At 65.5% G+C, this 23,237-nt stretch carries 23 protein-coding genes; 4 read left to right on the plus strand and 19 right to left on the minus strand.

Translation table 11 applies throughout. The features are described from left to right. Positions 1-8: 8 nt before the first annotated feature. The 8 genes from rpmF to FM113_RS16985 all read right to left on the minus strand — a co-directional run bounded on the left by rpmF (position 9) and on the right by FM113_RS16985 (position 7,750). Positions 9-212, minus strand: coding sequence for a 50S ribosomal protein L32 (gene rpmF, locus FM113_RS16950; RefSeq protein WP_087016013.1), 204 nt, complete (start codon positions 210-212; stop codon positions 9-11). Positions 213-225: 13 nt separating this feature from the next. Then, complete coding sequence (locus FM113_RS16955) at positions 226-840, minus strand: DUF177 domain-containing protein (protein ID WP_087016015.1); 615 nt, start codon at positions 838-840, stop codon at positions 226-228. Further along, the gene (gene coaD / locus FM113_RS16960; RefSeq protein WP_087016017.1) at positions 840-1,334 is read right to left on the minus strand and encodes a pantetheine-phosphate adenylyltransferase; all 495 of its coding nucleotides are present in this window, start codon (positions 1,332-1,334) and stop codon (positions 840-842) included. Before coaD ends, FM113_RS16955 begins: the two co-directional genes overlap by 1 nt. Positions 1,335-1,357: 23 nt before the next feature. Next, on the minus strand, positions 1,358-2,050 hold the full coding sequence (locus FM113_RS16965) for a response regulator transcription factor (RefSeq protein WP_087016019.1): 693 nt from the start codon (positions 2,048-2,050) through the stop codon (positions 1,358-1,360). Further along, a complete protein-coding gene (locus FM113_RS16970; protein WP_087016021.1) occupies positions 2,043-3,443 on the minus strand; it encodes a sensor histidine kinase in 1,401 nt (466 codons plus the stop codon). Before FM113_RS16970 ends, FM113_RS16965 begins: the two co-directional genes overlap by 8 nt. A 106-nt stretch (positions 3,444-3,549) precedes the next feature. Continuing rightward, positions 3,550-4,449 carry an ABC transporter permease gene (locus FM113_RS16975; protein ID WP_087016023.1) on the minus strand — a complete coding sequence of 300 codons (900 nt, stop codon included), beginning with the start codon at positions 4,447-4,449 and terminating at the stop codon, positions 3,550-3,552. 37 nt (positions 4,450-4,486) lie between these two features. Next, on the minus strand, positions 4,487-5,398 hold the full coding sequence (locus FM113_RS16980; RefSeq protein WP_087016025.1) for an ABC transporter ATP-binding protein: 912 nt from the start codon (positions 5,396-5,398) through the stop codon (positions 4,487-4,489). Between the two features lie 138 nt (positions 5,399-5,536). Then, complete coding sequence (locus FM113_RS16985) at positions 5,537-7,750, minus strand: ATP-dependent DNA helicase RecG (RefSeq protein WP_087016027.1); 2,214 nt, start codon at positions 7,748-7,750, stop codon at positions 5,537-5,539. Positions 7,751-7,818: 68 nt separating this feature from the next. On the opposite strand from FM113_RS16985, the gene rsmD reads away from it, so the two are divergent. The 3 genes from rsmD to FM113_RS17000 are packed head-to-tail and all read left to right on the plus strand — an operon-like array spanning position 7,819 to position 10,111. Then, positions 7,819-8,424, plus strand: coding sequence for a 16S rRNA (guanine(966)-N(2))-methyltransferase RsmD (gene rsmD / locus FM113_RS16990; protein ID WP_087016029.1), 606 nt, complete (start codon positions 7,819-7,821; stop codon positions 8,422-8,424). A 52-nt stretch (positions 8,425-8,476) separates the two neighbouring features. Next, complete coding sequence (locus FM113_RS16995) at positions 8,477-8,803, plus strand: helix-turn-helix transcriptional regulator (protein ID WP_087016031.1); 327 nt, start codon at positions 8,477-8,479, stop codon at positions 8,801-8,803. A gap of 3 nt (positions 8,804-8,806) precedes the next feature. Next, positions 8,807-10,111, plus strand: a complete 1,305-nt coding sequence (locus FM113_RS17000; protein ID WP_087016033.1) for a type II toxin-antitoxin system HipA family toxin — start codon at positions 8,807-8,809, stop codon at positions 10,109-10,111. On the opposite strand, the gene FM113_RS17005 is transcribed toward FM113_RS17000, so the two are convergent. The 10 genes from FM113_RS17005 to gabT form a co-directional block, all read right to left on the minus strand. Further along, positions 10,108-10,896 carry a TSUP family transporter gene (locus FM113_RS17005; RefSeq protein WP_217896043.1) on the minus strand — a complete coding sequence of 263 codons (789 nt, stop codon included), beginning with the start codon at positions 10,894-10,896 and terminating at the stop codon, positions 10,108-10,110. The genes FM113_RS17000 and FM113_RS17005 overlap by 4 nt on opposite strands. 75 nt (positions 10,897-10,971) lie before the next feature. Further along, a complete protein-coding gene (locus FM113_RS17010; RefSeq protein ID WP_254909070.1) occupies positions 10,972-11,913 on the minus strand; it encodes an amino acid ABC transporter permease in 942 nt (313 codons plus the stop codon). After that, positions 11,910-12,569, minus strand: a complete 660-nt coding sequence (locus FM113_RS17015) for an amino acid ABC transporter permease (RefSeq protein WP_087016036.1) — start codon at positions 12,567-12,569, stop codon at positions 11,910-11,912. Before FM113_RS17015 ends, FM113_RS17010 begins: the two co-directional genes overlap by 4 nt. Positions 12,570-12,640: 71 nt before the next feature. Then, positions 12,641-13,561 carry a glutamate ABC transporter substrate-binding protein gene (locus FM113_RS17020; RefSeq protein ID WP_087016038.1) on the minus strand — a complete coding sequence of 307 codons (921 nt, stop codon included), beginning with the start codon at positions 13,559-13,561 and terminating at the stop codon, positions 12,641-12,643. Positions 13,562-13,655: 94 nt separating this feature from the next. Beyond that, complete coding sequence (locus tag FM113_RS17025; RefSeq protein WP_087016040.1) at positions 13,656-14,396, minus strand: amino acid ABC transporter ATP-binding protein; 741 nt, start codon at positions 14,394-14,396, stop codon at positions 13,656-13,658. Between the two features lie 227 nt (positions 14,397-14,623). Beyond that, the gene (locus tag FM113_RS17030) at positions 14,624-15,607 is read right to left on the minus strand and encodes a TAXI family TRAP transporter solute-binding subunit (protein ID WP_087016042.1); all 984 of its coding nucleotides are present in this window, start codon (positions 15,605-15,607) and stop codon (positions 14,624-14,626) included. Further along, positions 15,604-16,974, minus strand: a complete 1,371-nt coding sequence (locus FM113_RS17035; protein ID WP_087016043.1) for a HAMP domain-containing sensor histidine kinase — start codon at positions 16,972-16,974, stop codon at positions 15,604-15,606. Before FM113_RS17035 ends, FM113_RS17030 begins: the two co-directional genes overlap by 4 nt. Before the next feature lies 1 nt (position 16,975). Next, complete coding sequence (locus FM113_RS17040) at positions 16,976-17,650, minus strand: response regulator transcription factor (RefSeq protein ID WP_087016045.1); 675 nt, start codon at positions 17,648-17,650, stop codon at positions 16,976-16,978. 180 nt (positions 17,651-17,830) lie between these two features. Then, on the minus strand, positions 17,831-19,300 hold the full coding sequence (locus FM113_RS17045; RefSeq protein WP_087016047.1) for an NAD-dependent succinate-semialdehyde dehydrogenase: 1,470 nt from the start codon (positions 19,298-19,300) through the stop codon (positions 17,831-17,833). A gap of 27 nt (positions 19,301-19,327) precedes the next feature. Next, positions 19,328-20,668, minus strand: a complete 1,341-nt coding sequence (gabT, locus tag FM113_RS17050) for a 4-aminobutyrate--2-oxoglutarate transaminase (protein WP_087016048.1) — start codon at positions 20,666-20,668, stop codon at positions 19,328-19,330. A gap of 174 nt (positions 20,669-20,842) precedes the next feature. On the opposite strand from gabT, the gene FM113_RS17055 reads away from it, so the two are divergent. After that, on the plus strand, positions 20,843-22,423 hold the full coding sequence (locus tag FM113_RS17055) for a PucR family transcriptional regulator (RefSeq protein ID WP_087016050.1): 1,581 nt from the start codon (positions 20,843-20,845) through the stop codon (positions 22,421-22,423). A gap of 40 nt (positions 22,424-22,463) precedes the next feature. On the opposite strand, the gene FM113_RS17060 is transcribed toward FM113_RS17055, so the two are convergent. Then, positions 22,464-23,096, minus strand: coding sequence for an SIMPL domain-containing protein (locus FM113_RS17060; protein ID WP_176387282.1), 633 nt, complete (start codon positions 23,094-23,096; stop codon positions 22,464-22,466). Positions 23,097-23,237 lie beyond the last annotated feature (141 nt).

Genomic DNA, 23,237 nt, shown 5'->3' on the forward strand with positions numbered 1-23,237 from the left:
GAGCAGTCTTAGATGTCTGCGACCTTGCGGCCCTTGTACTCGAGGAACAGGGGCGTGCCCTGCGAGTCCTCGACCACGCGTGCGCGGTGGGGCAGGCTGTACACCGTCTTACCGTTTTCTTCGGTCTTGACGAGCGTAGGGACCGCAGCCTTCCACGCCGAACGACGGTGACGGGTGTTCGAGCGCGACATCTTCCGCTTGGGAACAGCCATGATGTTCTCTTTCCTACTTGCTTTCAGACTCGGGGGTGTCCCCCAGGCCAGGTTTTCCTTCAACCGGATCGGAATCCGTTGAAACGTTGGTGGTGTCAAAGCCAGCCAGCGCCGCCCACCGCGGATCGAGATCCACTTCAGGCACCGCTGCAGCCTCGGCCTCGCGCAGCTCACCGGACTCGGGATCGAGTCCCGGGCAGTCCGGGCGACACACAGGCTGGAACGGCAGTGCAAGCACTACCGCGTCTCGGAGCGGGGGTTCAAGATCCACGTGATCACCGTGAACCCCATACTCGTCGGCCTCCGTAGGAGTATACGCGAAAAGCTCCTGGAATTCGACTTGGAACGGCGTGGTGAAATCTTTCAGGCAGCGCCCACACTCGGCGTGCATGGTCGTGTCACCCTGAACCGACACGAGAATCCCCTCGTGCACAGACTCGAGCCGGACCTCGATATCCAGTTCGGCTCCCGCGGGGATCTCTGCCAGCGCCTCGCCGAACTTCTCAGGCAGCACAATTGTGCGCGATCGCTCACGCATCTCGCCCGGCCGGTTCATAATGTCCCGAATGTTCTCCTCGAACACGCGCGAGACGCTGCCACCGCGTGCGGTGGTGTGCTCCCCCGACATCAGGCGGGCCGAGCTTTGTTCAAGAACCGGGCAACGGCCGGCGGCACGTACGGACTCACGTCGCCTCCGAGCGAGGCAACCTGGCGCACAAGCGTGCTCGAAACGTGGGCGTGTGCCGGATCCGGCAGCATGAACACCGTTTCGACGTTTGCGAGGCTGCGGTTCATCAGCACCATCGGCGTCTCGTACGCCACGTCAAGCTGCGAACGGATGCCCTTGACCAGCACAGACGCCCCCACCTCCGTGCAGTAATCGACGAGAAGCCCCACGGACCAGGACGCCACCAGAATGTTGTCTGGCACCTCCGGATCCTCTGCGAGGGACTTCTGGATCAACCCGACGCGCTCACTGAGGGGCAGCATCGCGTTCTTTCCGGGGTTATGCACCACCAGTACGTGGACCTCATCAAACACGCCCGCGGCGCGCCGAATCACGTCAAGGTGCCCCAGGGTGACGGGATCAAAGGATCCCGGGACGACTGCGATCTTGCTCATATCTCTAGCCTAGCCGTATCGGCTTAGAGTCCGTGCTGTTTGGCGAAGATGACGGCGTGCACGCGATCGCGCAGCTGGAGTTTCGCGAGTACGCGACCCACGTGGGTCTTCACGGTGGATTCGGACAGGAAAAGCTCCCCGCTGATCTCCCCGTTATTCTTGCCCTCAGCGATGAGACGGAGCACGTCGAGCTCCCGCTCAGTGAGCACCTCAAGCTCGGCGCGAGGGCCATCGACGGGAGCCGCGGCCGGCGCGCCGGGCACGCCGCCGCTGACCCGGAGCTGCTCCATCAATCGCTTGGTCACGCTCGGTGCCATCGCCGCGTCACCGGATACGACCCGACGGATGGCGTCGACGAGCTCCGTGGGGCGCGCATCCTTCAGCAAGAACCCGCTTGCGCCGGCCTGGATGGCACCCGTCGCATACTCATCGAGGTCGAAGGTCGTGAGCACCAGCACTTGCACCTCGGGAAAGCGCTCCACGACGGCGCGCGTTGCCTCAATCCCGTTCATTCCCGGCATTCGCACGTCCATAAGCACGATGTCGCATCCGGTTTCGGCACCGGCGAGGCGTTCAAGCTGCGCGAGGGCAGTGACCCCGTCGTTCGCCTCCGCGACAACTTCAATGCCGGGTTCGCCCAAGAGGACCAACCGGAAACCCGTGCGGATCAGTTCTTGGTCGTCGACGAACATCACTCGGATCGGGGTGTCAGGCATGGGCGTCACTTTCTTCAGCGTCGGGCGTGTCAAATCGTTCGAGTGCCGGGGTCCGAGCGGCGGCGCTCACCGGGAGGTTCGCCCACAGGCGCCAGCCGCCACCGGCGTGCTCGGGAACGGGGCCGGATTCGATTCGCCCGCCGAACACACGCGCACGCTCGCTGAGTCCTGCGAGGCCGCGGCCCGATCCGACGCCGGTCACAGGCCTCGGGGCGCCGGGAACGCGGCCATAGTCGCGCACCTCGACGCTTGTGCGGTCACTGTGGCGTTGCACGATCACCTCGGCGCGCGCACCCGTTCCTGCGTAGCGCAGCACGTTTGTCAGGGCCTCCTGCACCACGCGGTACACGGCGAGGTCCTGGCCGCGGTCACCCGTGGCATCGCCGGTCACTGCAAGGCTGACCCGGAGCCCCGCGTTCGTGAAGCTCTGCACAAGCTCCGGGAGGTCTTCCACTCCCGGCTGCGGCACGAACTCGGCACCGTCGTTCTCCGAGTGTAGGGCCCCGAGGAGTCGTCGCATCTCCCCCAAAGCGGTCCGACCAGTTTCGGCGCTCCGCTGCATCGCGTCTACTGCGGCCTCCGGGGCAGTCGCCGCGGCTCGCGCGGCACCCTCGGACAGTGCGATCATCACCGACACTGAGTGGGCCACGATGTCATGCATTTCGCGCGCGATCCGAGAGCGTTCCTCCACCACGGCGAGCTGGGCGAGCTGATGCCGCTCGCGAGCGAGCTGATGCGCGCGGTCAATAACGGCCTCGATGTAGCGCCGGCGATTGCCGAGGTTAATCCCGAGCAGGAGTATCGCCAGGAGCCACAGGGCACTCAGCATGCTGATGCCGATGAACTCGGTGGGTGAGCGCACAATGTCCGCCTCACCCATGAACACCCCGCCCGGTCCGACCTGGGCGGCTTGAGACCCCGCCCGGCGTACGTCAAGACCGAACTGCAGCAGGCTTCCCGTCAACGCGATCCCGTAGCCCAGCCAGCCCGCGGGAACACTGCGATAGACGGGCACAGCGTAAATCAAGAAGAGCAGCGCAACCCCGTTGGCAAGGCCTTGCATCCCCTGCTCGCCAAACATCACGAGGACCACCACGATAAGGCCGGCAAGCGGGTACTTTCGCCGGAAGAACAGGGCGGTACCCACGATCGCCATCCGCAAGACCGTGAGCGGCCACAGCGGCCAGTCCAGGTGGGGTGGGATCCCAAACCAGGTGCGCGCACCGCTCGCATCCCAGTCTGCGGCCCCGAGTAAGTCCAGGAGCACCCCGAAGAGGCTCCCGATCACAAACCAGACAACGATAAAGATGTCGACCACGATCGGGTGCGCTGCGAGCGCGCGCCGCACGACCCCGGGAGGTCTCGGCAAGCGCAGCTCGGCTTCGGTAATCACGTTCTCACCCTAACTTCTCACCTGAACTTTCCGGTGACCACACAAGACGCGGCGGGGCGGGGCGACCCGAACTGGCCGCCCCGCCCCGCCGCGTTGACGGGAACCGTTACCGCGCGTCGCGGCGCTGGAACAGGATCGCCGCAGGGATGAGGGCAACAGCCGCCCACAGCCCCATCGCGAGGAGCGCCGTCCAGTAGCCGGGATCCGCGGGCATGTCGGTGAGACCCATAGAGAGGGTGCCGCCGAGCGGAGTCGGGAGGTATGCGGCGGCAACTCCGACCCATTCCCAGCCGGTCATCGAAATGACCTGGAACACGATCTGCAAGACAAACGTGATCCCGGCGACCACGGCGATGCCGCCCGCTGTCGAGCGCAGGATCGCGGCGACACCAAACGCAAACAGGGAAATGAGCACGAGGTACGCGATAGTTCCGAGCACCCCGGACACGACGGGAACCGTGAAAAGCACGCGTGCAGCTTCGGGCAGGGCCAGCATCGCGATCCCCAGGCCCCCGAGCACAAGCACGGCGGCGGTGAGGCCCGAGGCGACCGCGAGCAGCAGCGCCTTCGCGCCGAACACTCGGCCGCGCCGCGGCACCGCGGTGAGCGTCGAGAGGATCATGCCACTCGAGTACTCATTCGAGATCGCGAATACCCCCAGCACACCAAACACGAGCGCGAGGAACGGGGCCGACAGGGTTGAGGCAAATAGCAGGTAATTCTGCAGAGCGGTGGTGCCGGATCCGAACAGAGCGTCCGGCCCGCCCACGATGAGCTGGCCGTTGACCTGCATGAGTACAACAAGCGTGCTGACACCGAGACCCATCAGCACAGTGATGAGGAGTGTCACGCGCGTGCTCAGCAGCGAGGTGAACTTGATCCGTTCGCTACGGAACACGCCGCCGAACGATTGCGCGGGGACGTGGGCAGCGGCCGCGCGCGGGCGCGCGGAGCCGGAAACCGTTGTGGGTGCCGAGCTGGCGTCGATCAGAATAGTGGAGGTCATGGTGATGATCCCTTCGGGGGTTCGGAGGCGGCCCGCGCTAGGCGGCCGCGTACTCCAGCTCGGTGCGGGTGAGTTCCAGGTAGGCGTCCTCGAGGGTCGCCGCGACGGGGCTGAGCTCGTGGAGCACGAGGCCGTGCGCGGCCGCCAGCTCTCCGATCTGCGCGGCAGTGAGGCCGGTCACGGTGAAGCTGTCCTCCCCCGCCGGTTCCAGCCCTGCGGTGCTATTCGGTCCGGACATGAGCAGCGAGGCGAGGCGAGCCGCTTCCGGACTACGCACGGTCACGCGCGTCTCCCTGCCCGCGGACACAAATTCCGCAATCGGAGCGTCCGCGACCACGCGACCCCGACCCAACACGATGACGTGATCGGCCGTCTGCGCCATCTCGCTCATCAGGTGACTCGACAGCAGCACCGTCCGGCCCTCGCTCGCCAGGTGGCGCACGAGCTGACGTACCCAGAGCACCCCGTCGGGATCGAGCCCGTTCACGGGCTCATCGAGGATGAGCACACGCGGATCGCCGAGCAGTGCCGCGGCGATTCCGAGACGCTGCCCCATTCCCAGGGAGAATCCGCCGACTCGGCGCTGCGCAACCGCCGTGAGGCCTGTCTGTTCGAGCACCTCGTCAACACGACGCTCTGGCAGACGGTGCGTGGCCGCGAGTGCCCGGAGGTGACTCCGCGCGCTCCGGCCGGGATGCACACCCTTGGCGTCGAGCAGCGCCCCAACCTCGTGCATCGGGGCGGGGAGATCCGCGTAGCGGCTCCCGTGCACCGTCACGGTACCGCTCGTGGGCCGGTCTAGGCCGACCATGAGTCGCATCGCCGTGGACTTCCCGGCCCCGTTCGGGCCGAGGAAGCCGGTCACTTGGCCGGGCTGAATCGTGAAGCTCACATCGTCGACGGCGAGCTTGCTGCCATAGCGCTTGCTCAGGCCACGTGCCTCGATCATGGGGTCTCCTTGGGGTAACTGTGCCGGAGTTCGGCGATACTTCCAAGGTAGGGTTCACCGGGCGCATGCACATCGGCCGGAGGTGCCTCTGTGGGTGGTACCTCGGTATGACGTTGCGCCGGATCGGACGCCCGCGGGCTACGACTTCGCGAGATTGTCGAGCTGGCCGACAACCCGTTCCCACTCGAGCCGCGCCGCAAGCTCGGGAGCGAAGCCCAGGTTGGGATCGCGATCCAACAGCGCCGCCGCCAATTCTCGAGTGTGCTCGATCAGTTCACGATGTTCCGCAACACGCAGCAGGCGAAGCTTGGATCGCCCGCCCGACTGCATCGTGCCGAGGATGTCGCCCTCGCGCCGCAGTTCCAGATCGACCTCGGCAAGCATGAAGCCGTCAACGGTGGCGGCTACCGCGTCGATGCGCTCGCGCGCCACTGTGCCCTGCTCGGCGGCGGTCATGAGGAGGCAGAGTCCAGGGTGTTCACCACGCCCCACCCGGCCGCGGAGCTGGTGCAGCTGGGAGATGCCGAAGCGGTCCGCGTCCCGCACGATCATGATGCTCGCATTGGGAACGTTGACGCCCACCTCGATCACGGTGGTCGCGACGAGCAGCTTGATCTCCCCGTCGGCGAAACCCCGCATGATCCGGTCCTTCTCGGGCCCGGACATGCCGCCGTGGAGCCCCTCCATCGGGATGCCCGCGAAGTCGGGCCGCGCGCGCAACTCCGCGAGGGTGTCTTCAACATTCGCGAGCGGGCGCTGCGGCGGAGCGCCGGATCCCGGGCCCGCACTGGACGCGACCGCGTCTGCCGCGTCCTCCAGCGGCTCACTGCCGGCCTCGACCTCGTCCGGGGCAATTGCCGGGCACACGATGTACACCTGGCGTCCGGCGTGCAGATCCTCGACCGCCCGTGTCCAGACCCGCGCGGCACGATTCGGCATCTCCAGCTCGGGTACAGCAAAGGTTGCGATTCCCTGACGGCCCGGCGGAAGCTCGCGGATCGTCGTGACCTCAAGATCACCGAATGCGGTCAGTGCAACGGTGCGCGGGATCGGCGTTGCCGTCATGGCGAGCACGTGTGGTTGCGCCCCTTTGCGGCGAAGCGCTTCGCGCTGCTCCACGCCGAAGCGGTGTTGCTCGTCTACCACAATGAAGCCAAGGTCGGCGAACGTCACGGTGTCGCTGAGGAGGGCGTGGGTACCCACAGCGATGCGCGAGGCCCCCGCAGCAAGGGCAAGCAGCGCACGCTTGCGCTCCGCAGCCGGCATCTTCCCGGTCAGCAGGACCGGGTGGAGCTCGGCCGCGAGTTCGGGGCCGAGGATCTCCGTGATCGATCGGAAGTGCTGGGCCGCGAGCACCTCCGTAGGGGCGAGAAGCGCGCTCTGACCGCCGCTCCCGGCAACCTGCAGCATGGCGCGCAACGCGACAAGGGTTTTCCCAGATCCGACTTCACCCTGCAGCAGTCGTTGCATGGGATGCGCTTGTGCAAGGTCCGCCGCAATATCGGCGCCCGCCATGCCCTGATCCCCCGTCAGTCGGAACGGCAGCGCCGCGTCGAAACGGGCGAGCTCGTTGCCCCCCGGCGGGCGAGGCGTACTGGGAGCCTCAGACGCGCGACGCCGGCGGTCCAAGAGCGCAAGCTGCAGCTCAAACGATTCCCGGAAGAGCAGGCTACGCCGGGCGTTACGCCAGTCAACGTCGCTCTGCGGTCGGTGCACAAGCTCCAGCGCTTCGTTCAGCCCCATGATCCCCTCGGTTGCGAGGATCTCGACCGGGAGTGGCTCGGGAATCGGCTCCAACGCGTCAAGCGCGACCCCCATCGCTTTCGCCACGGTCCAGCTCGGCACCTGCGCGGTGGCCGGGTAGATCGGGACCGGGGTTTCGGACCACATCTTCGCTGCGGCCTCGTCGAGCTGCTCGCCCCCGGGCGCATCGTGAACGTTCTCGAAGAGTTCGTATTCCGGATGCTGGAGCTGCAACGTGCTCTGGTACGCGCTGACCTTCCCCGCAAAGATGCCGCGCCGGCCTGGGCGCAGATCCTTGACGCGCCACTCCTGATTGAAGAACGTGAGCGAGAGGATCCCCGTGCCGTCGGTGATCCTGACCACCAGAATGTTGCCCCGTCGACGCTGCATCTGCCGTGATTGCGTGTCGAGGACCTGCGCCACGACCGTGATCTGCTCGCCCACAGGAAGACCCGCGAGTGGGGTGAGCTCTCCCCGGCGAGAATACCGTCGCGGAATGTGGGCCACCAGGTCGCCGACGGTCAGCATCTCGAAGCTCTTGTCGAGCGCCTTCGCTGTGCGGGCGCCGACGACGCCTGCAAGGCCGGTGGCAAGAGTGACCGTGGACATGTTTCCAGCGTATCGGTGAGGCCTGACATTGACGATGATCACCCCGGGACGCACGCTACGCTCATGGGGTGACCAGAGTAATCGCCGGAGCCGCGGGCTCGCTTCGCCTTGACGTACCGAAAGCAGGGACGCGTCCCACGAGCGACCGCGTGCGGGAGGCAATATTCTCCGCACTCGAGTCCTGGGGACTTGTGACCGATGCGCGCGTCTTGGACTTATACGCGGGGTCCGGCGCACTGGGGCTCGAGGCTGCGAGCCGAGGTGCTGCCTCGGTCGCACTTGTCGAGAAGCACCCGCAGGCCGCGCAGGTTGCACAACGGAACGCACGCACGGTGCTCGCGGCGTTCCGCGGGGGCGATGCGCCCACCGTCGAAGTTGTGCGCCAGTCCGTGCAGGCGTATTTGGATGCCGCCGGGGAACGGGATTCGCGACCCCAATGGGACGTCGCTCTCCTGGATCCGCCCTACGATCTGGGTGAGGCGGAGCTCACCGACAACCTCCGCTCGCTCATCCCCCTGCTCGCGGAGGACGCCATGGTGCTCGTGGAACGCAGCACGCGGACACCTCAGCCCTCGTGGCCCGCCGGGCTCGTGTTGGTGCGGGAGAAGCGCTACGGAGAGACCGTGCTGTGGTGGGCAGAGCTCGACGCTCCGCACCCGGTCGACACGCACTAGCTTGTCGAATCAGTGCCTAGATTTCTAGGCAAATCGGGCGTACTCTTCATATATGCCTGAAAAGTTAGTCACACGTCGTTGGCCGACGGAACGGTGGGAAGCGCACCTCGGTGAGCAGGTGCGCCGCGCGCGCAGTCTCGAACAGTGGACGCAGGCCGAACTCGCCCAACGTGCCAACGTCAACCGCAACTCCGTCAGCGCGCTCGAGCGGGGCGAGGGATCCAGTCTCGCGACCCTCATCAGGGTAGTCCGCGCGCTGGGACGCAGCGACTGGCTCGACGAACTCGCCCCCGATCCCGGGCCGAGCCCCATGGCCTTGCTCCGCGCGCAACAGCGCAGTGGGGCTTCCGCCCCACGCAACCGTGGAACGGAACAGTAGACCGTGGTGTTCACACAGGTCGACGTCCTCGAGGTCCGCGCGTGGGGCACCACCGTCGGGGCGCTCTCGAGCGGACGTGCCGGGATCGCGAGCTTCGAGTATGCCCCCGGCTGGCGGGATCTCGAGCTGTCCCCCCTCCAGATGCCCACCACACCGCGCGGGCGCATCTGGAGCTTCCCCGGACTTGCGTCCGAGACTTTCCACGGCCTGCCGCCAATGATCGCCGACTCGGCACCGGACCGCTTCGGCAACTCCGTGATCGCCGCAGCGCTCGCCCGCGAGGGCCTGCGCCCGGGAGAGATCCGCCCCATTGACCGCCTGGCCTATGTCGGCGAGCGGGCGATGGGCGCCCTGACGTTTCATCCGGCACAGTCCCCCGGCGCCGCAGCAAGCTCACTCGAACTTGCGCAACTCGTGGAAGCGGCGCGCGCCGCCGTGCACGGCTCCCTAAGCGAAAACGGGCGCACCGACGCAGTCACTGAGCTCCTGCAGGTCGGCAGTTCCGCGGGCGGGGCGCGAGCCAAAGCCATCATCGCGTGGAACCCCGCAAGTGACGAGATCCGGGCCGGCGGCATCCCGGCACCTGACGGCTTCGAACAGTGGCTCCTGAAATTCGACGGTGTCGGTCAGGATACCCAGCTCGGCGCGAGCGGAGAGTACGGGCGCACCGAATACGCGTACTCGCTCATGGCCCGTGCGTCCGGTATAGAAATGTCGGAGTGTCGGCTACTTGAGGAAGGCGGTCGCGCCCACTTCATGACCCGCCGCTTCGACCGCCCCGGGAGCACGGGCGAACGATTGCACATGCAATCGCTCTGCGCGATGGCGGCGGCGGACTACAACGAGACTGGCACCCACGACACCGCCACGCTGTTTCTCGTTGCCGAGGAGATCGGGCTCGGCCCAGACACCCTCGCGGAACTCTTTCGCCGAGCCTGTTTCAACGTCATCGCCGCAAACAATGACGACCACACGAAAAACCACTCGTTCATCATGGATCGCTCAGGCAAGTGGGCACTCTCCCCCGCATATGACGTGACCTACGCGTACAGCCCCGACAGCGAGTGGCTGCGACAGCACCTCATGTCGGTGAACGGGAAGTTCCAGGGCATCACTGCGGCGGACCTCCTCACGCTGGCAGACCAGTTCGATGTGCCGGGCGCTCGCGACACGATCGCGATGACCGTCAGTACCGTAGCGCGCTGGCCCGAATTCGCGGCGGTCGCGGGAATCTCTCAAGCTCGCGTCGCAGAGGTGGAGCTCCGGCTCGCCGAGGTGCGCGAGGAGCTCGGACTGCGGCGTAGCTAACGCAGGTTCTCATTCCAGATATCCCAGCCGAGCTTGGCAATAAGCACGGCAACGACGATCAGGAAGAGTACGCGAATAAACCGGCTCCCCCGAGCAATCGCCATCCGCGATCCGACAAGTGCGCCAATGAAGTTCGCCACACCCATCACGAGCCCGAACGGCCACAGTACCGCGCCCAAGGGGATGAAAAACAGGAGCGCACCCACATTTGTGGCGAAGTTCACGATTTTCGCCTGCGCGCTCGCGTGCAGGAAATCGTAGCCCAGAAATCCCACGAGGGAGATGATGAGAAACGTCCCGGTCCCAGGCCCGAGCAGGCCGTCGTAAAAGCCAATCGAGACGCCAATTGCGAGACCCGTCAGGAGATGCCGAGTCCCGCGATACTTCAATCTGGTGACGGCACCAAGCGTAGGTCTGAACAACGTGATCAACGCGACGACAAGCAAGGCCCCCACGATGACGGGTTTGAAGACTGACGCGGGCAGGAAGGACGCAAACGAGGCACCCCCGTATGCTCCCGCAAGCGCGATGCCCGCCATGGGCAACGTTGTGCGCAGCGACGGACGAACGGTGACGTAGTAGCTTGCGCTGCTTGAGGCCGTACCAAATACGGACGCGAGCTTGTTCGTGGCGAGGGCTTGAAGTGGGGTGATTCCGGGAACCAGCAGGAGCGCAGGCAGCTGCAAGAGCCCACCGCCTCCCACGACGGCGTCGATCCAGCCCGCGGCGAAGGCGGCAATGCAGAGGAGAACGAGCGTCTCCCAGCCCAGCCCGTCAGGCAACACCGCCGCCGCGGTCGTCGCCGCCGTCGCCGCCGCCGCGATCACAGACGGCCCGCCGCGGCCGCCCGTGATCCGGCGCTACCGATCACCATCTCGGTATTGCGTCGAGATTATCTCCGTGTTTGTGCCCTCGGGGTGCAACCGCGGATCGTTCGGCTGCACGGGCACGGTCGCAGTCACAGGGTGTGCACCGCCACGGCGCCCCCGGGTCCGCGGCGACTTATTCGTGCGCGCTTCGAGCCACTTTGCTACCCCCGAGAGAATGAGGCACATCGCGATGTAAATACCGCCGATGACAATCGCCGACGGCAACAACGGGCGCCCAAACTGCACATTGCTTGAGAGCTGCTTTGCCAAATACAGCAACTCGGGATACGTGATAATGAAGCCGAGCGCCGTATCCTTCATGGTGACCACAAGCTGCGACACAATCACCGGCAGCATCGCACGCACCGCCTGCGGCAGCAGGATAAGCCGCATCACGCCGCTCTTCCGCAAGCCGATCGCGTAGCCGGCCTCCTTCTGTCCGCGTGGCAGTGACTCGATACCCGCACGCAACGCTTCCGCAAGCACGGAGCCGTTGTAGATCACGAGCGCGATCACGACGGCCCAGTACGGCTCCATCCGCACGCCGACCGACGGCAGACCGTAGTAGAGCAGCATCATCATGACCAGCACGGGGACGGCACGGAACACCTCGGTGATCGCGGCGACAGGCACGCGCACAACCCGATGATCCGACAGCCGCCCAATCGCGAGCACAAATCCGAGCACGATACTGCCAGCGGCCGCCGCAGCAAACGCACTCAGCGTCTTTCCGAGCGCCTGAAGGATCTGCTCCCAGATCGTCGAGTACGTGAAGATTCCCCACTTCGCGGCCGAGAACTGGCCGGTGAGCGAGAACCTGTACACGAAAAAGCCGACGATCGCGATCACCACCACGATCGTGATCATCGCGATCACGCGGTTGCGCAGGATCGCCCGTGGACCGGGCACGTCATACAGCACCGAGGTACTCATCGTGCGATCCTCCATCTCTTCTCAAGCCGGTTCTGAATGAAACTGAGCACAAACACCATGAGCACAAACGCGAGCGCGACCCACAGGAGCACTTCCATCGGGTTGCCCGGCCGGCCGGCCGCATCGTTGATCGTGGCGCGCATCGCGGCGAGCTCAGCAACGGAGAAGCCTGCGGCGATCGTGGTGTTCTTCAAGAGCGCAATGAACACGCTCATCATTGGGGGCACCACTGAACGAAATGCCTGGGGAAGGACAACAAGCGTCATGACCTTCCCAAACGGGAGGCCGATCGCACGAGCCGCTTCAGCCTGGCCCACAGGGACGGTGTTGATGCCCGCCCGCAACACCTCGGCGACATAGGTGGCCGTATAGATCCCGATAGCAAGCACACCCAGGATCAGTGGCTCGACCCGAGTCTTGAAGCCCAGGGCCGAATACCCAAAGACAAAGAAAAAGAACACGAGCGTCAGCGGTGTGTTCCGGATCAGCGTCACATACAGTGTGCCCACAGCCCGGGCCACCGGCACCGGGGACACCCGCATCGCCCCGACGATCATGCCCAGACCGAGCGCGAGAATTCCCCCCAGTACAAAGACGAGCAGCGTGTTCCGAATCGCGGTTCCCCACAAATCGAGATTTCCGAAGATGACGTCCATGCGTCTTCCTCTCAGACAGGAATCCCGGGGTGGGTCGCATCTCGTGCGCCCCACCCCGAGAGTCATTCGGACTAGTAGGCGTCGACCTGGGGCTGGTCGACCGTGATCCCCGAGCTTCCGAGGTTCTGGTCAAAGATTGCCTGCCAGGTATCTCCGCCATCCGTGAACAGCGTGTTGATGTGCTCGCGCAACGCATCATCACCCTTCGGCAAGCCGACACCGTAGTTCTCCTCGGTGAGCAGCGGCCCGGTGGTGACCATCAGGTTGTCCGGATCCTGCGCCGCGTATCCGATCAGGATCGCCTGATCCGTCGTGACCGCATCGGCCTGACCGTTGATCAGCCCCTCCACGCAGGCGGAATAGAGATCAAACTCCTGAGCCTTGATCTTCGGGAAGTTCTCCTTGATGTTCTGAATCGGAGTCGATCCGGTCGCGGAACACACAGTCTTTCCGTCAAGCTCTTCCAACGACTGGTAGTCCGTGCCGTCAGACTTCACCAGGAGCCCCTGGCCGGTAACGAAGTACGGGCCCGCGAAGTCGATGTCCTGCTTGCGCTTGTCGTTGATCGAGTAGGTGCCGACGTAGTAATCAACGTCACCGTTCTTGATCGCCTGCTCTCGGTTCGCTGATGCGATCGCCTTAAACTCGATATTTTCTTCGTCGTAGCCCAGTGACGCAGCGATCCAGCGCGCCACATCCACGTCGAAACCACTGCGTTCCTTCGTCACGGTGTCGAGATAGCCCAGCCCGGGCTGGTCCTCTTTCACTCCAATCACAACCTCCCCGCGATCAGCGATCTTTGCGAAGGTGGGGCTCCCCTCGAGCGTCACCCCGTCGGCGACTTCCCAGGGTGTCGCGCTTGAGCTTGTGCCACCCTCGCCGGCATCGCCACCGCTGGCTTCCCCGGCAGGGCTGCCACTGTTGCAGGCGGTGAGCGTGAGCGCCGCGGCGGCAAGGAAACCGACCGTGGTCAGTGCTTTGGTGAATCGCATGTGTGCGTTCCCTTCATGTTGTGCGAGCCTGCCCGTCTCTGGACAGTTCTCGACATTGGTGAGTAAATCTCGTGGCTCAGCGACGCTGGAGCCCTCAATTCGTGATGAGCTTGGAGAGGAAGTCTTGCGCGCGTGCTGTTCGCGGGTTCGTGAAGAACTCCTCGGGCGTGGCTTGCTCGACGATCTGACCATCCGCCATGAACACCACGCGGTCCGCCGCACGCCGCGCGAATCCCATCTCGTGCGTGACCACGATCATGGTCATGCCCTCTTTGGCCAGACCGACCATGACATCGAGCACCTCATTGATCATCTCCGGATCGAGCGCGCTTGTCGGCTCGTCGAAGAGCATGACCTTCGGGTGCATGGCGAGCGCACGAGCGATGGCCACGCGCTGCTGCTGGCCGCCCGAAAGCTGCGCCGGCAGCTTCCCGGCCTGCTTCTCCACGCCCACCCGGGTGAGCAGTGCCATCGCTTCCCGGGCTGCGTCGGCTGCACTGAGCCCCCGCACCTTCAACGGACCCAGGGTGACGTTTTCGAGGATCGTGAGATGGGCAAACAGGTTAAATGACTGGAAAACCATGCCCACCTCAGCCCGCAGCTGCGCCAAGCCCTTCCCCTCAGCGGGCAACTCTTTCCCGTCGATCCGGATCGAGCCACTCGTGATCGTTTCCAGACGATTGATTGTGCGGCACAGCGTCGATTTCCCGGAACCCGACGGGCCGAGAATCACCACGACCTCGCCGGCTTCGACCGTGAGGTCAATGTCGGTCAGCGCCTGAAAATCGCCGTAGTGTTTCTGGACGTTTTCGACAACGACGAGCGGTTCGCTCATGCCTCATGCCTCTCATTCGGGGCCCGCTGCGCAGTGTGCGCGCCGCTGGGCCTGGACTTCTCTCCGACGGCCCGGAGAGGAAGCACCCGAGGATGGCAACATTTCCGACTGCTTCACCTTCGAACCGGTCTATGCCCCAAGGTAGGAGAGCCGAGCGAAGCTCTCACCCTCCTTGAGGGTTTCTTGAGCATCGAGGACGAGGACGGCCGCCGTACCGGCGGCGACGCCTATCGGCGGCTGTCGACGTAGTACCGGGAGGCCCCCGAGTGCAGGGCGACCGGAGCGGTGAAGATCGCCTGCCGCCGGTCCAGAAACTCAGCGGCCCGAACCTCTCCGGCTATCGTTGCACGCGAGCGGAACAGCACGTCAAGCGCATCAGCAATCAACGCTTCGGGTGCCGCAGCAGAGGTCACCAGGTAGTTTGGCACCGTCATTGTGGTCACGTGCCGTTCCACGCCATAGCTCCCGGATGGGAAATCTGCCACGCGATAGACGCCAGCGTGGCCCTCGTTCACCCGAGCGATCGTATCCGGGCCGATCGCCACCATCCGAATGGGCGTGCCCTCCGCGAGTTGTTCGATCCCCGGAGTCGGGAGCGCCCCCACCCAAAAGAATGCCTCGATTTTCCCCTCGCGCAGCGCGGTTATTGAATCGTCGACGCCGAGTGCGGCGTTCTGCACGTCGTCGATCGAGAGTCCAGTGGCTTCGAAGAGCCGCCCCGCGATAACCTGCACCCCGGAGTCTCGTGACCCCAAGGACACCGGCCGTCCCGCGAGGTCCGACAGGCTCATGATCGGGGAATCCTCGGGAACGACGATGTGCACGTATTCGTCGTACACGCGCGCGACGGCCCGGATCGGGAGTGGGCGGGCAAACTCGCCAGAACCCACCACGGCATCCGCCGCAGTATCGCCCTGCGCGAATCCGAGGAACGCCTCACCCGCGGCGACCCGGCGCAGGTTGTCAACTGAGCCTTGCGTTTCAGAGGTTTCGACGGAGATCGGCAATTCCGCGGTCATCGCCGCCGCGAGTTCAGTCCCGTAGCGCGAGTACACGCCCGCCGGATTCCCGCCTGCGATGACATACTGATCGCGTTCACGGGCATATTCCGGTGTACAGCCGGCCACAGTCCCGGCACCGACACACAGCAGGACCACAGTGCTGAGCAGGCCCAGCCACCGGCGCCGCCACGTCACACCGCGCCGCGTCATACCGGTTCCCCGGACGGGATCTGCAGCGTGACGCGAAGCCCCGCGTTGGGCGGCGAAGCAATTCGCACCTCGCCACCGAGACCCGCGAGGAGGTCGGTGGCAATAGCGAGACCGAGGCCCGAGCCCTGAACGTTTTGGTCTCGGGGACTGCGCCAGAATCGATCAGTCACCCGTTCGAGATCTTCTGGGGCGAGTCCGGGCCCCTGATCTTGCACAGCGATACGACACACCATACCGGCACGTTCGACGGTGACCCCCACGATGCTTCCCGCCGGAGCAAACTTCACAGCGTTGTCGAGCACCGCGTCGAGGGCGCTCTCCACAGCAGTACGGTCGGTGACGCAGAGCGCGGCACCGCGGATGTCGAGCAGCAACGTGACGTCTTTCCGTGCCGCGGCATCGCGCCAGGCTCTGACCCGGACGGCGACGGCCTCCGCAAGATCAACAGGCGCAAAAGAGCTATCGCGTTGATCGACTCTGGCGAGCCGCAGCATCGTGTCGAGAATGCTTGCCATGCGCCGCCCCTCCGCCCGCACTTCCTCAACCTCGTCGTCCCATTTTTTATCGAGCCCCATCGCCAAGGCCTCGAGGCGAAGCATCAGCACCCCGAGCGGGTTTCGTAGCTCGTGCGAAGCGTTCAATACGAACTCCTGCTGGCGCGATACAACCCCCTCGATTTCATCCGCCATGCTGTTGAACACACGGATCATGCGACCTGCCTCAGGGGGGCCCGTGTCGTCGGAGATCCGCGCGTCCATCTCCCCGTGCTCGATCGCGGCCATGGCGTCGTCGAGGCGCCGCATCGGTGCGAGTACCCACCCCGCCATGCGGATGCCCACATACACGAGCACCAGAATCGCGAGAACGGAAAGAGCGACAAGGACGCTCCAGCGCAGCAGGATATTCTCGCGGAGCGTGGCGAGGCTGAGCGTGATCATGACCGCACCGATGACCTTGCCATCGTCAAACACGGGCTCCACGACAGTGCTCTCACGAAAGGTCCACGGGAGCGCCCCGGGCGCAAGATCACTGCGTCGCCCCGACAAGGCAAGGTCGAGTTGCGCACGTGCGCTCTCGGAGCGGACGTGCCCATCACCGAAATCCCAGAGGTTCCCCGTGCGATCCGCGACCGCAATGTGCGCTCCATAGAGTTCGGCGTAGCGCTGCATTTCACTTTCCAGCATCCCGGGGTTTTCCGTGCGCAAGGCTTGCCTCGCGGACGTCAGGAAGTAACTCAGATCCCCCTGCTGCTGACTCACAAACTCCTGTTGCAAGCTGCGCGCTGCTGCCCACGCATATGCCCCACCCAGCGCGAGGAGGATACACAGGAGCGGTGCAAGAAACACCGTGATGAGACGGGCGCGCACGCTAGACCGCCGTGGCGAACCGGTAGCCCACTCCGCGCACCGTGGAGATCAGAGAGTCGCGGCCCAGCTTGCGTCGGAGCGACCCCACGTGCACCTCGAGCGCACGGCTGAACCCCGTCCACTCGCTCCCCCACACCTCACGGATCATCCGGTCCCGCGGTACTGCAACGCCGGGGTAGCGAACGAGCATCGCGAGAATGTCGAATTCCTTGGGTGTCAGATCGATCGGGTCACCGTCGACCGTGACGATACGCCGCAGCGGATCGACATGCAAGCCATCGAGACTGACGCCCGGTTCGGCGCCCCAGTCTTCCGGGGCAGCGCGCACCCGTCGCGTGACCGCTTCGAGCCGAGCCAGAAGTTCCCGTACGTCGTAGGGTTTCACGAGAAAGTCATCGGCTCCAGCGTGCAGTCCGCGAATACGCTCCTCGATCTGCCCGCGCGCGGTCGCGACAATGATGGGCACACCGGACACCGCCCGGATCCTGCGGCACACTTCGGTGCCGTCGAGGTCGGGAAGCCCGAGATCCAACAGCACTGCTTCAGTTTCTGCGTTCACCGCCGCGAGCGCGGAAGCACCGTCTGCCACACAGTGCGTGGCGTACCCGGATTTGCGAAGGAAGGCGCTGAGCGCGGCTGACATTCGCACGTCGTCCTCAACGATCAAGATGCGCATACCCCACCACCTTTGGCTCGCCCGCGCGGGTTTCCTCCACCCTAGTGGGCACAGGCTCGGTCTCGGAATCCGGCCAGGTTCGGGTGTCCTGTGGCGAGAGCGGCCGACACCGATCAACCTCCCACGCACGGAGGCCCCCGGGATCATGCGATCCCGGGGGCCTCCGTAGTGCTCAGCGCGTTAGTTGCGCGGCAGCAGCGTGTACTTCGACGAGAGGAACTCGTGGATGCCCTCGAAGCCGCCCTCGCGGCCGAGGCCGGACTGCTTGAGGCCACCGAACGGTGCCGCAGCGTTGGAGACAAGGCCGGTGTTCAGACCCATCATGCCGCTCTCGAGCTTCTCGATCATGCGGTGGCCACGGTGGATGTTCTCCGTGAACACGTAGCTGATCAGGCCGTACTCGGTGTTGTTCGCGATCTCGACGGCTTCTTCTTCTGTCGAGAAACGAATCACGCCGAGGAGCGGTCCGAAGATCTCCTCGCGCATGATTGCAGACTGCGGCGTGAGGTGGTCAACAACGGTGGGCTGGAAGAAGTTGCCCGGGCCGTCGATGGCTTCGCCACCGGTGACGACCGTGGCGCCCGTGTCCACTGCGTCCTGAACGAGACGTGCGGTGTTCGCCACAGCTTTGTCGTCGACGAGCGCGCCAATGTCGTAACCCTCTTCGGCACCGCGGCCGATCGAGAAGGCAGCAACCTTCTCGCTCACACGGCGCACGAACTCGTCCGCGACGGACTCGTGCACAATGACGCGGTTGGCGGCGGTGCAGGCCTGGCCGATGTTGCGGAACTTCGCGAGCATCGCGCCCTCGACCGCGCGGTCGAGATCTGCGTCTTCGAACACGATGAAGGGGGCGTTGCCGCCGAGCTCCATGGAGGTGCGGAGCACGTTCTGCGCCGCGGCCTCGAGCAGCTTCACACCCACCGGGGTGGATCCCGTGAAGCTGAGCTTACGCAGACGCGTGTCCGAGAGGAGGGCGCTCGACTGCGCGCTCGACTTGGACGTCGCGACGACGTTCACCACACCGGCCGGAAGGCCAGCCTCTTCGAGCAGCTGCGCGAAGAAGATTGTGGTGAGCGGCGTCAGAGCGGCCGGCTTGATGACCACGGTGCAGCCCGCGGCCAGAGCCGGAGCGATCTTGCGGGTCGCCATCGCAAGCGGGAAGTTCCACGGCGTGATGAAGTAGCACGGGCCGACAGGAATCTGCGAGACGAGCATGTTGCCCGTGCCCTCGGGGTTCTGGCGGTAGTCACCGGGGACGCGCACGGCCTCCTCGGAGAACCAGCGCAAGAACTCGCCGCCGTAGTTGACCTCGCCCCGAGCCTCGGCGATGGGCTTGCCCATTTCCATGCTCATGAGCAGCGCAAAATCTTCCTTGCGCTCCATAAGGAGGTCGAAGGTGCGGCGGAGGATGTTCGAGCGCTCGCGGCTGGGGGTCGCGGCCCACGCAGCCTGCGCGGCGACGGCAGCGTCGAGGGCGCGGACGCCGTCCTCAACGGTGGCGTCAGCGATCGACTTGATGACCTCGCCTGTCGCGGGATCGTGCACATCGAGCGTCGCGCCCGAGGTGGACGGCTCCCAGGTGCCGCCGATGCCGAGGCCGGACTGGACGCGGTCGAGCAGTTCCTGCTCGTTGGGCTTCAAAGCCATAATTCAGTGTCCTTTCGAAAGGAGCGGTTAGGCGTTTGCCTTGAGCGCGTCTGCAACGATCTGCAGGCCCTCGCGGAGCAGCTCATCGGAGATCGAGAGCGGCGGAAGGAAGCGGACCACGTTGCCGTAGGTGCCGCAGGTGAGGAGGATAACAGCCTCGTTCGCAGCGTGCTTTGCGATCGCGCTTGTCAGCGCTGCGGCGGGCGTGGTGGTGCCCGACTCGACGAACTCGACAGCCATCATGGCGCCGCGGCCGCGGATGTCGCCGATGCGGTCATCGGTCTTCTGCAGTTCGGTGAAGAACTCCGTGATGATTGCGCCGATCTCGCGTGCGCGCTCGGTCAGGTTTTCCTTCTCGTAGGTGTCGATCGTTGCGAGGGCTGCGGCACACGCGATCGGGCTGCCCGTGTAGGTGCCGCCGAGGCCACCTGCGTGAGCGGAATCCATGATTTCGGCGCGGCCGGTCACAGCCGACAGGGGCAGGCCACCGGCGATGCCCTTTGCGGTGGTGACGAGGTCAGGAACAACGCCCTCCTGGTTCGCAGCGAACATGTCGCCCGTGCGCGCGAAGCCGGTCTGCACCTCGTCGAGGATGAAGACAACGTTGTTCGCGGTTGCCCACTCCTGCAGTGCGGGGAGGAAGCCGGCTGCGGGCTCGATGAAGCCGCCCTCGCCCTGGATCGGCTCGATGATGATCGCGGCAAGGTTGCCGGCGCCCACCTGCTTCTCGATCTGCGTGATCGACACTGCCGCAGCCTCGACGCCGGACAGGCCATCGCGGTACGGGTAGGAGGTCGCGACGCGGTAGACCTCGGGAGCGAAGGGACCGAAGCCATCCTTGTACGGGATGTTCTTCGCGGTCATCCCCATGGTGAGGTTTGTGCGGCCGTGGTACGCGTGGTCGAAGACGACGACGGCGTTCTTCTTGGTGAAGTGGCGAGCAATCTTGATCGCGTTCTCCACTGCCTCTGCGCCCGAGTTGAAGAGCGCGGAACGCTTCTCGTGGTCGCCGGGGGTGACCTCGTTGAGCTTCTCAGCAACGGCGACGTAGCCCTCGTACGGGGTGACGGTGAAGCAGGTGTGCGTGAACTGCTGGACCTGTGCGGTCACAGCCTCGACAACTGCGGGTGCCGAGTTGCCCACGCCGGTCACGGCGATGCCGGAGCCCAGGTCGATGAGCGAGTTGCCGTCGGCGTCAACCATGACGCCGCCGCCTGCGGCGACGATCGACACGGGCAGTGCCACACCCACGCCAGCGGCAACTGCGGCGTTCTTACGCGCGATCAGTTCCTGCGACTTCGGGCCAGGAATGCTGGTAACAAGCTTGCGCTCCTGCGGAAGCGAGGGGCCGCCGATGACATCGACCATAAGGGTTCTCCTTGCGTGGGTTTCGCGCGTGCGGCAGCACCGCACACGCGTCCGATTGATTCGGGTTCAGCATAGCCCCGCTAGCGATCCCGCATCTGTGCCAGAATGGAGATCAATCAGACAATCTTTCGCCACATTGGCATTGCTTCTGGCAATCACGGTTAGGGAGCCCCTGTGACCCTCGCGACACTCCCGGATGGGGGCACCCATCCCACAATCGAGCTCGGCGAACTCCTGCATCAGTACCAGCTGAGCCTGGTACTGATCGCTGGCTCGGATGAGCTGACCGCGGCCAGGCCCGTGCAGTGGGTCCACGTCAGCGAGCTCGAAGATCCCACCCCGTTCCTCCCTGCGCGCACGGTACTCCTCACGACGGGTGCCCGTTTCGATGCGGTGCAGGATCAGACCGAGGCCGACGCCTATGCGAGGCGGCTCATCGACGCTGGCACCTCGGCGCTCGGGGTCGCTGTTGGGCTGCACTGGGACCGTGTTCCCGCGTCGCTCGTCGCCGCCTGCGACAGGCTCGGTCTGCCCCTCTTCCGCGTGCCCTACGACACCGCGTTTATTGAGATCGTGCAAACCACAGCCAGGCTCCTTGACGCGCAGACCCGGGATCGCGACATCTGGGCAATCGACTCACAGCGCGCCGTCACGACAGCGTCGTTGCATCGCGACGGCCTCGGCGCCGCAGTGCGGGAGGCCGCCGCGCGACTCGGCCGCTGGGTCGGGATCACTGATCGCTCCGGTCGACTCGTCGAGTTCGCGTCGTTTCCCGGCAGCGTCGCCCCGCAGCCGGACTGGATCCGACGCGAAACCCGCCACCTTGTCGAGCGCGGCCTCAGCGCCGGCCGGATCGGCGGGGAGAAAAGCGCGGAAGGCACCCCCAGCGCGGGGCTGCAAATGCAGGCGCTCGGTCGCCAGGGTCAGATCTTGGGCGTCCTCGTCGTCGCTGATGCGGGCGCCCCGGACACCGCGGAACGCACCCTGCTTGGACTCATCGCAGCCCTCGCCACCGTGCAACTTGAACACCGCGCAGGAATCGGAGCAGCACAGGCGTCGCTGCGCGGCGCAATTCTCGAGCTCCTCATCTCGGGTCAGATCCCGCTCGCCGAACGTCTCGCTGAGGGCACACTCACGCGCATTCCGGCCGGGGCCATCGCGGTCGTGCGCTACCGGAGCCCGGCCGAGCCGGATCCCAGCTTCACCGAGGACCTGCTCTCACTCGACGCAGGGAGTCCCGGGCTCATCGGGGCAAGCTACGCCGAAGCCCCTCTGATCGTCGCCGAAACCCGGCACCTGCCCGCCGTGCGCCGCCTGCTTGTCGCCCATCATCTGCCCGCCGGGATCTCCGAGCGCGGCACTCTCACCGGGCTCAGCGAACTCCTGGGCCAGGCCGATCGCGCGCTCGAGCACGCACTCGCCTCTGTCGCGGTCACCCCTGTCGATTACCGCCCCGAACTGCATGGCGGTGTCCTCCGACTCCTCGCGGGTCAGCCCGAGGCGGCGAGTCGCGCTGCCGCACTCCTGGGGCCGGTACGTCACCACGACGAACGGCACGACGACCGCATCGAAGAAAGCCTGGCGACCTGGCTCGCCCACCACGGGCAGACGAGCCCCGCGGCCAGTGAACTCGGCATCCACCGCCACACGCTGAAGGCGCGCGTGCAGACCGCCGCGAGTCTGCTCCAGCTCGACCTCGACTCCCCCGATGCGCGCGCTGAGCTCTGGGCTGCCCTGACACTCGCGCCGCGCTAGCCCGGTGATCACCTGACCAGCGCGGCGCGATGCGGGCCGGCTACTCGGCGGTTCCGAAACGCGCGTCGATCTCGACCCGCACGCCGATGTCGTGCACGGTGACCTCCGGCGGTGCCCCCGCGTCAGCCATCATCGCGAAGCGCGGGGCGCCAATCGGCGCGACGCCGCGGCCCGCACTTGTGTCGCGAATCTCGCGCAGCGCAAGCGCCGGCCCGCCCAGCGCGGCCGCATAGTCGGCGGCGGCGCTCTGGGCGTCCACAACTGCGGCCGCCCGCAACTCTCGCAGCACGGCCTGCCGCGCGGGATCGCTCAGCTTCCAGGACACGTTCGCATCGGTGCCAGCCTCAGCGAATTCGGTGGTGAGCGCACCGACGAGGTCAAGCGCCACGAGTTCCACACCCACGCTCACGTTGGCACGGTGTTCCACGATCTGTGCGCCGCGCTCGTCGCGCCATGAATTCGTGTACGTCGTCACTGCCTCCGCGGTATAGCTTTCCGCGGATCCGTCGGCCACGAGCTGCTGGGCACGCTCGACAAGCTGTGCGTGGCGCGCGCCCGCCGCAGCTACAACCGCGGCGCGTTCGGGCCCCGTGTGCGACGCGCCCAGCTGCACCTCTGCGCGATCTGCAGGTAACCGACCCTCCGCAGCTCCGGTCACAATGATCTCGGTCATGCACTCCCCCATTCGCTCGCCGCGGCCCCTCGACCACGCACTCCGAACACTACTCGCGCGTCCCGCGCGGGTCCAGGGCTGCCCGGTGTCCTGCCACCACATCCGCCCTCACCACTGATGATCATCCACCCCATCGATACC

This window comes from Leucobacter sp. 7(1) (assembly GCF_900163635.1).
Taxonomy (GTDB): domain Bacteria; phylum Actinomycetota; class Actinomycetes; order Actinomycetales; family Microbacteriaceae; genus Leucobacter.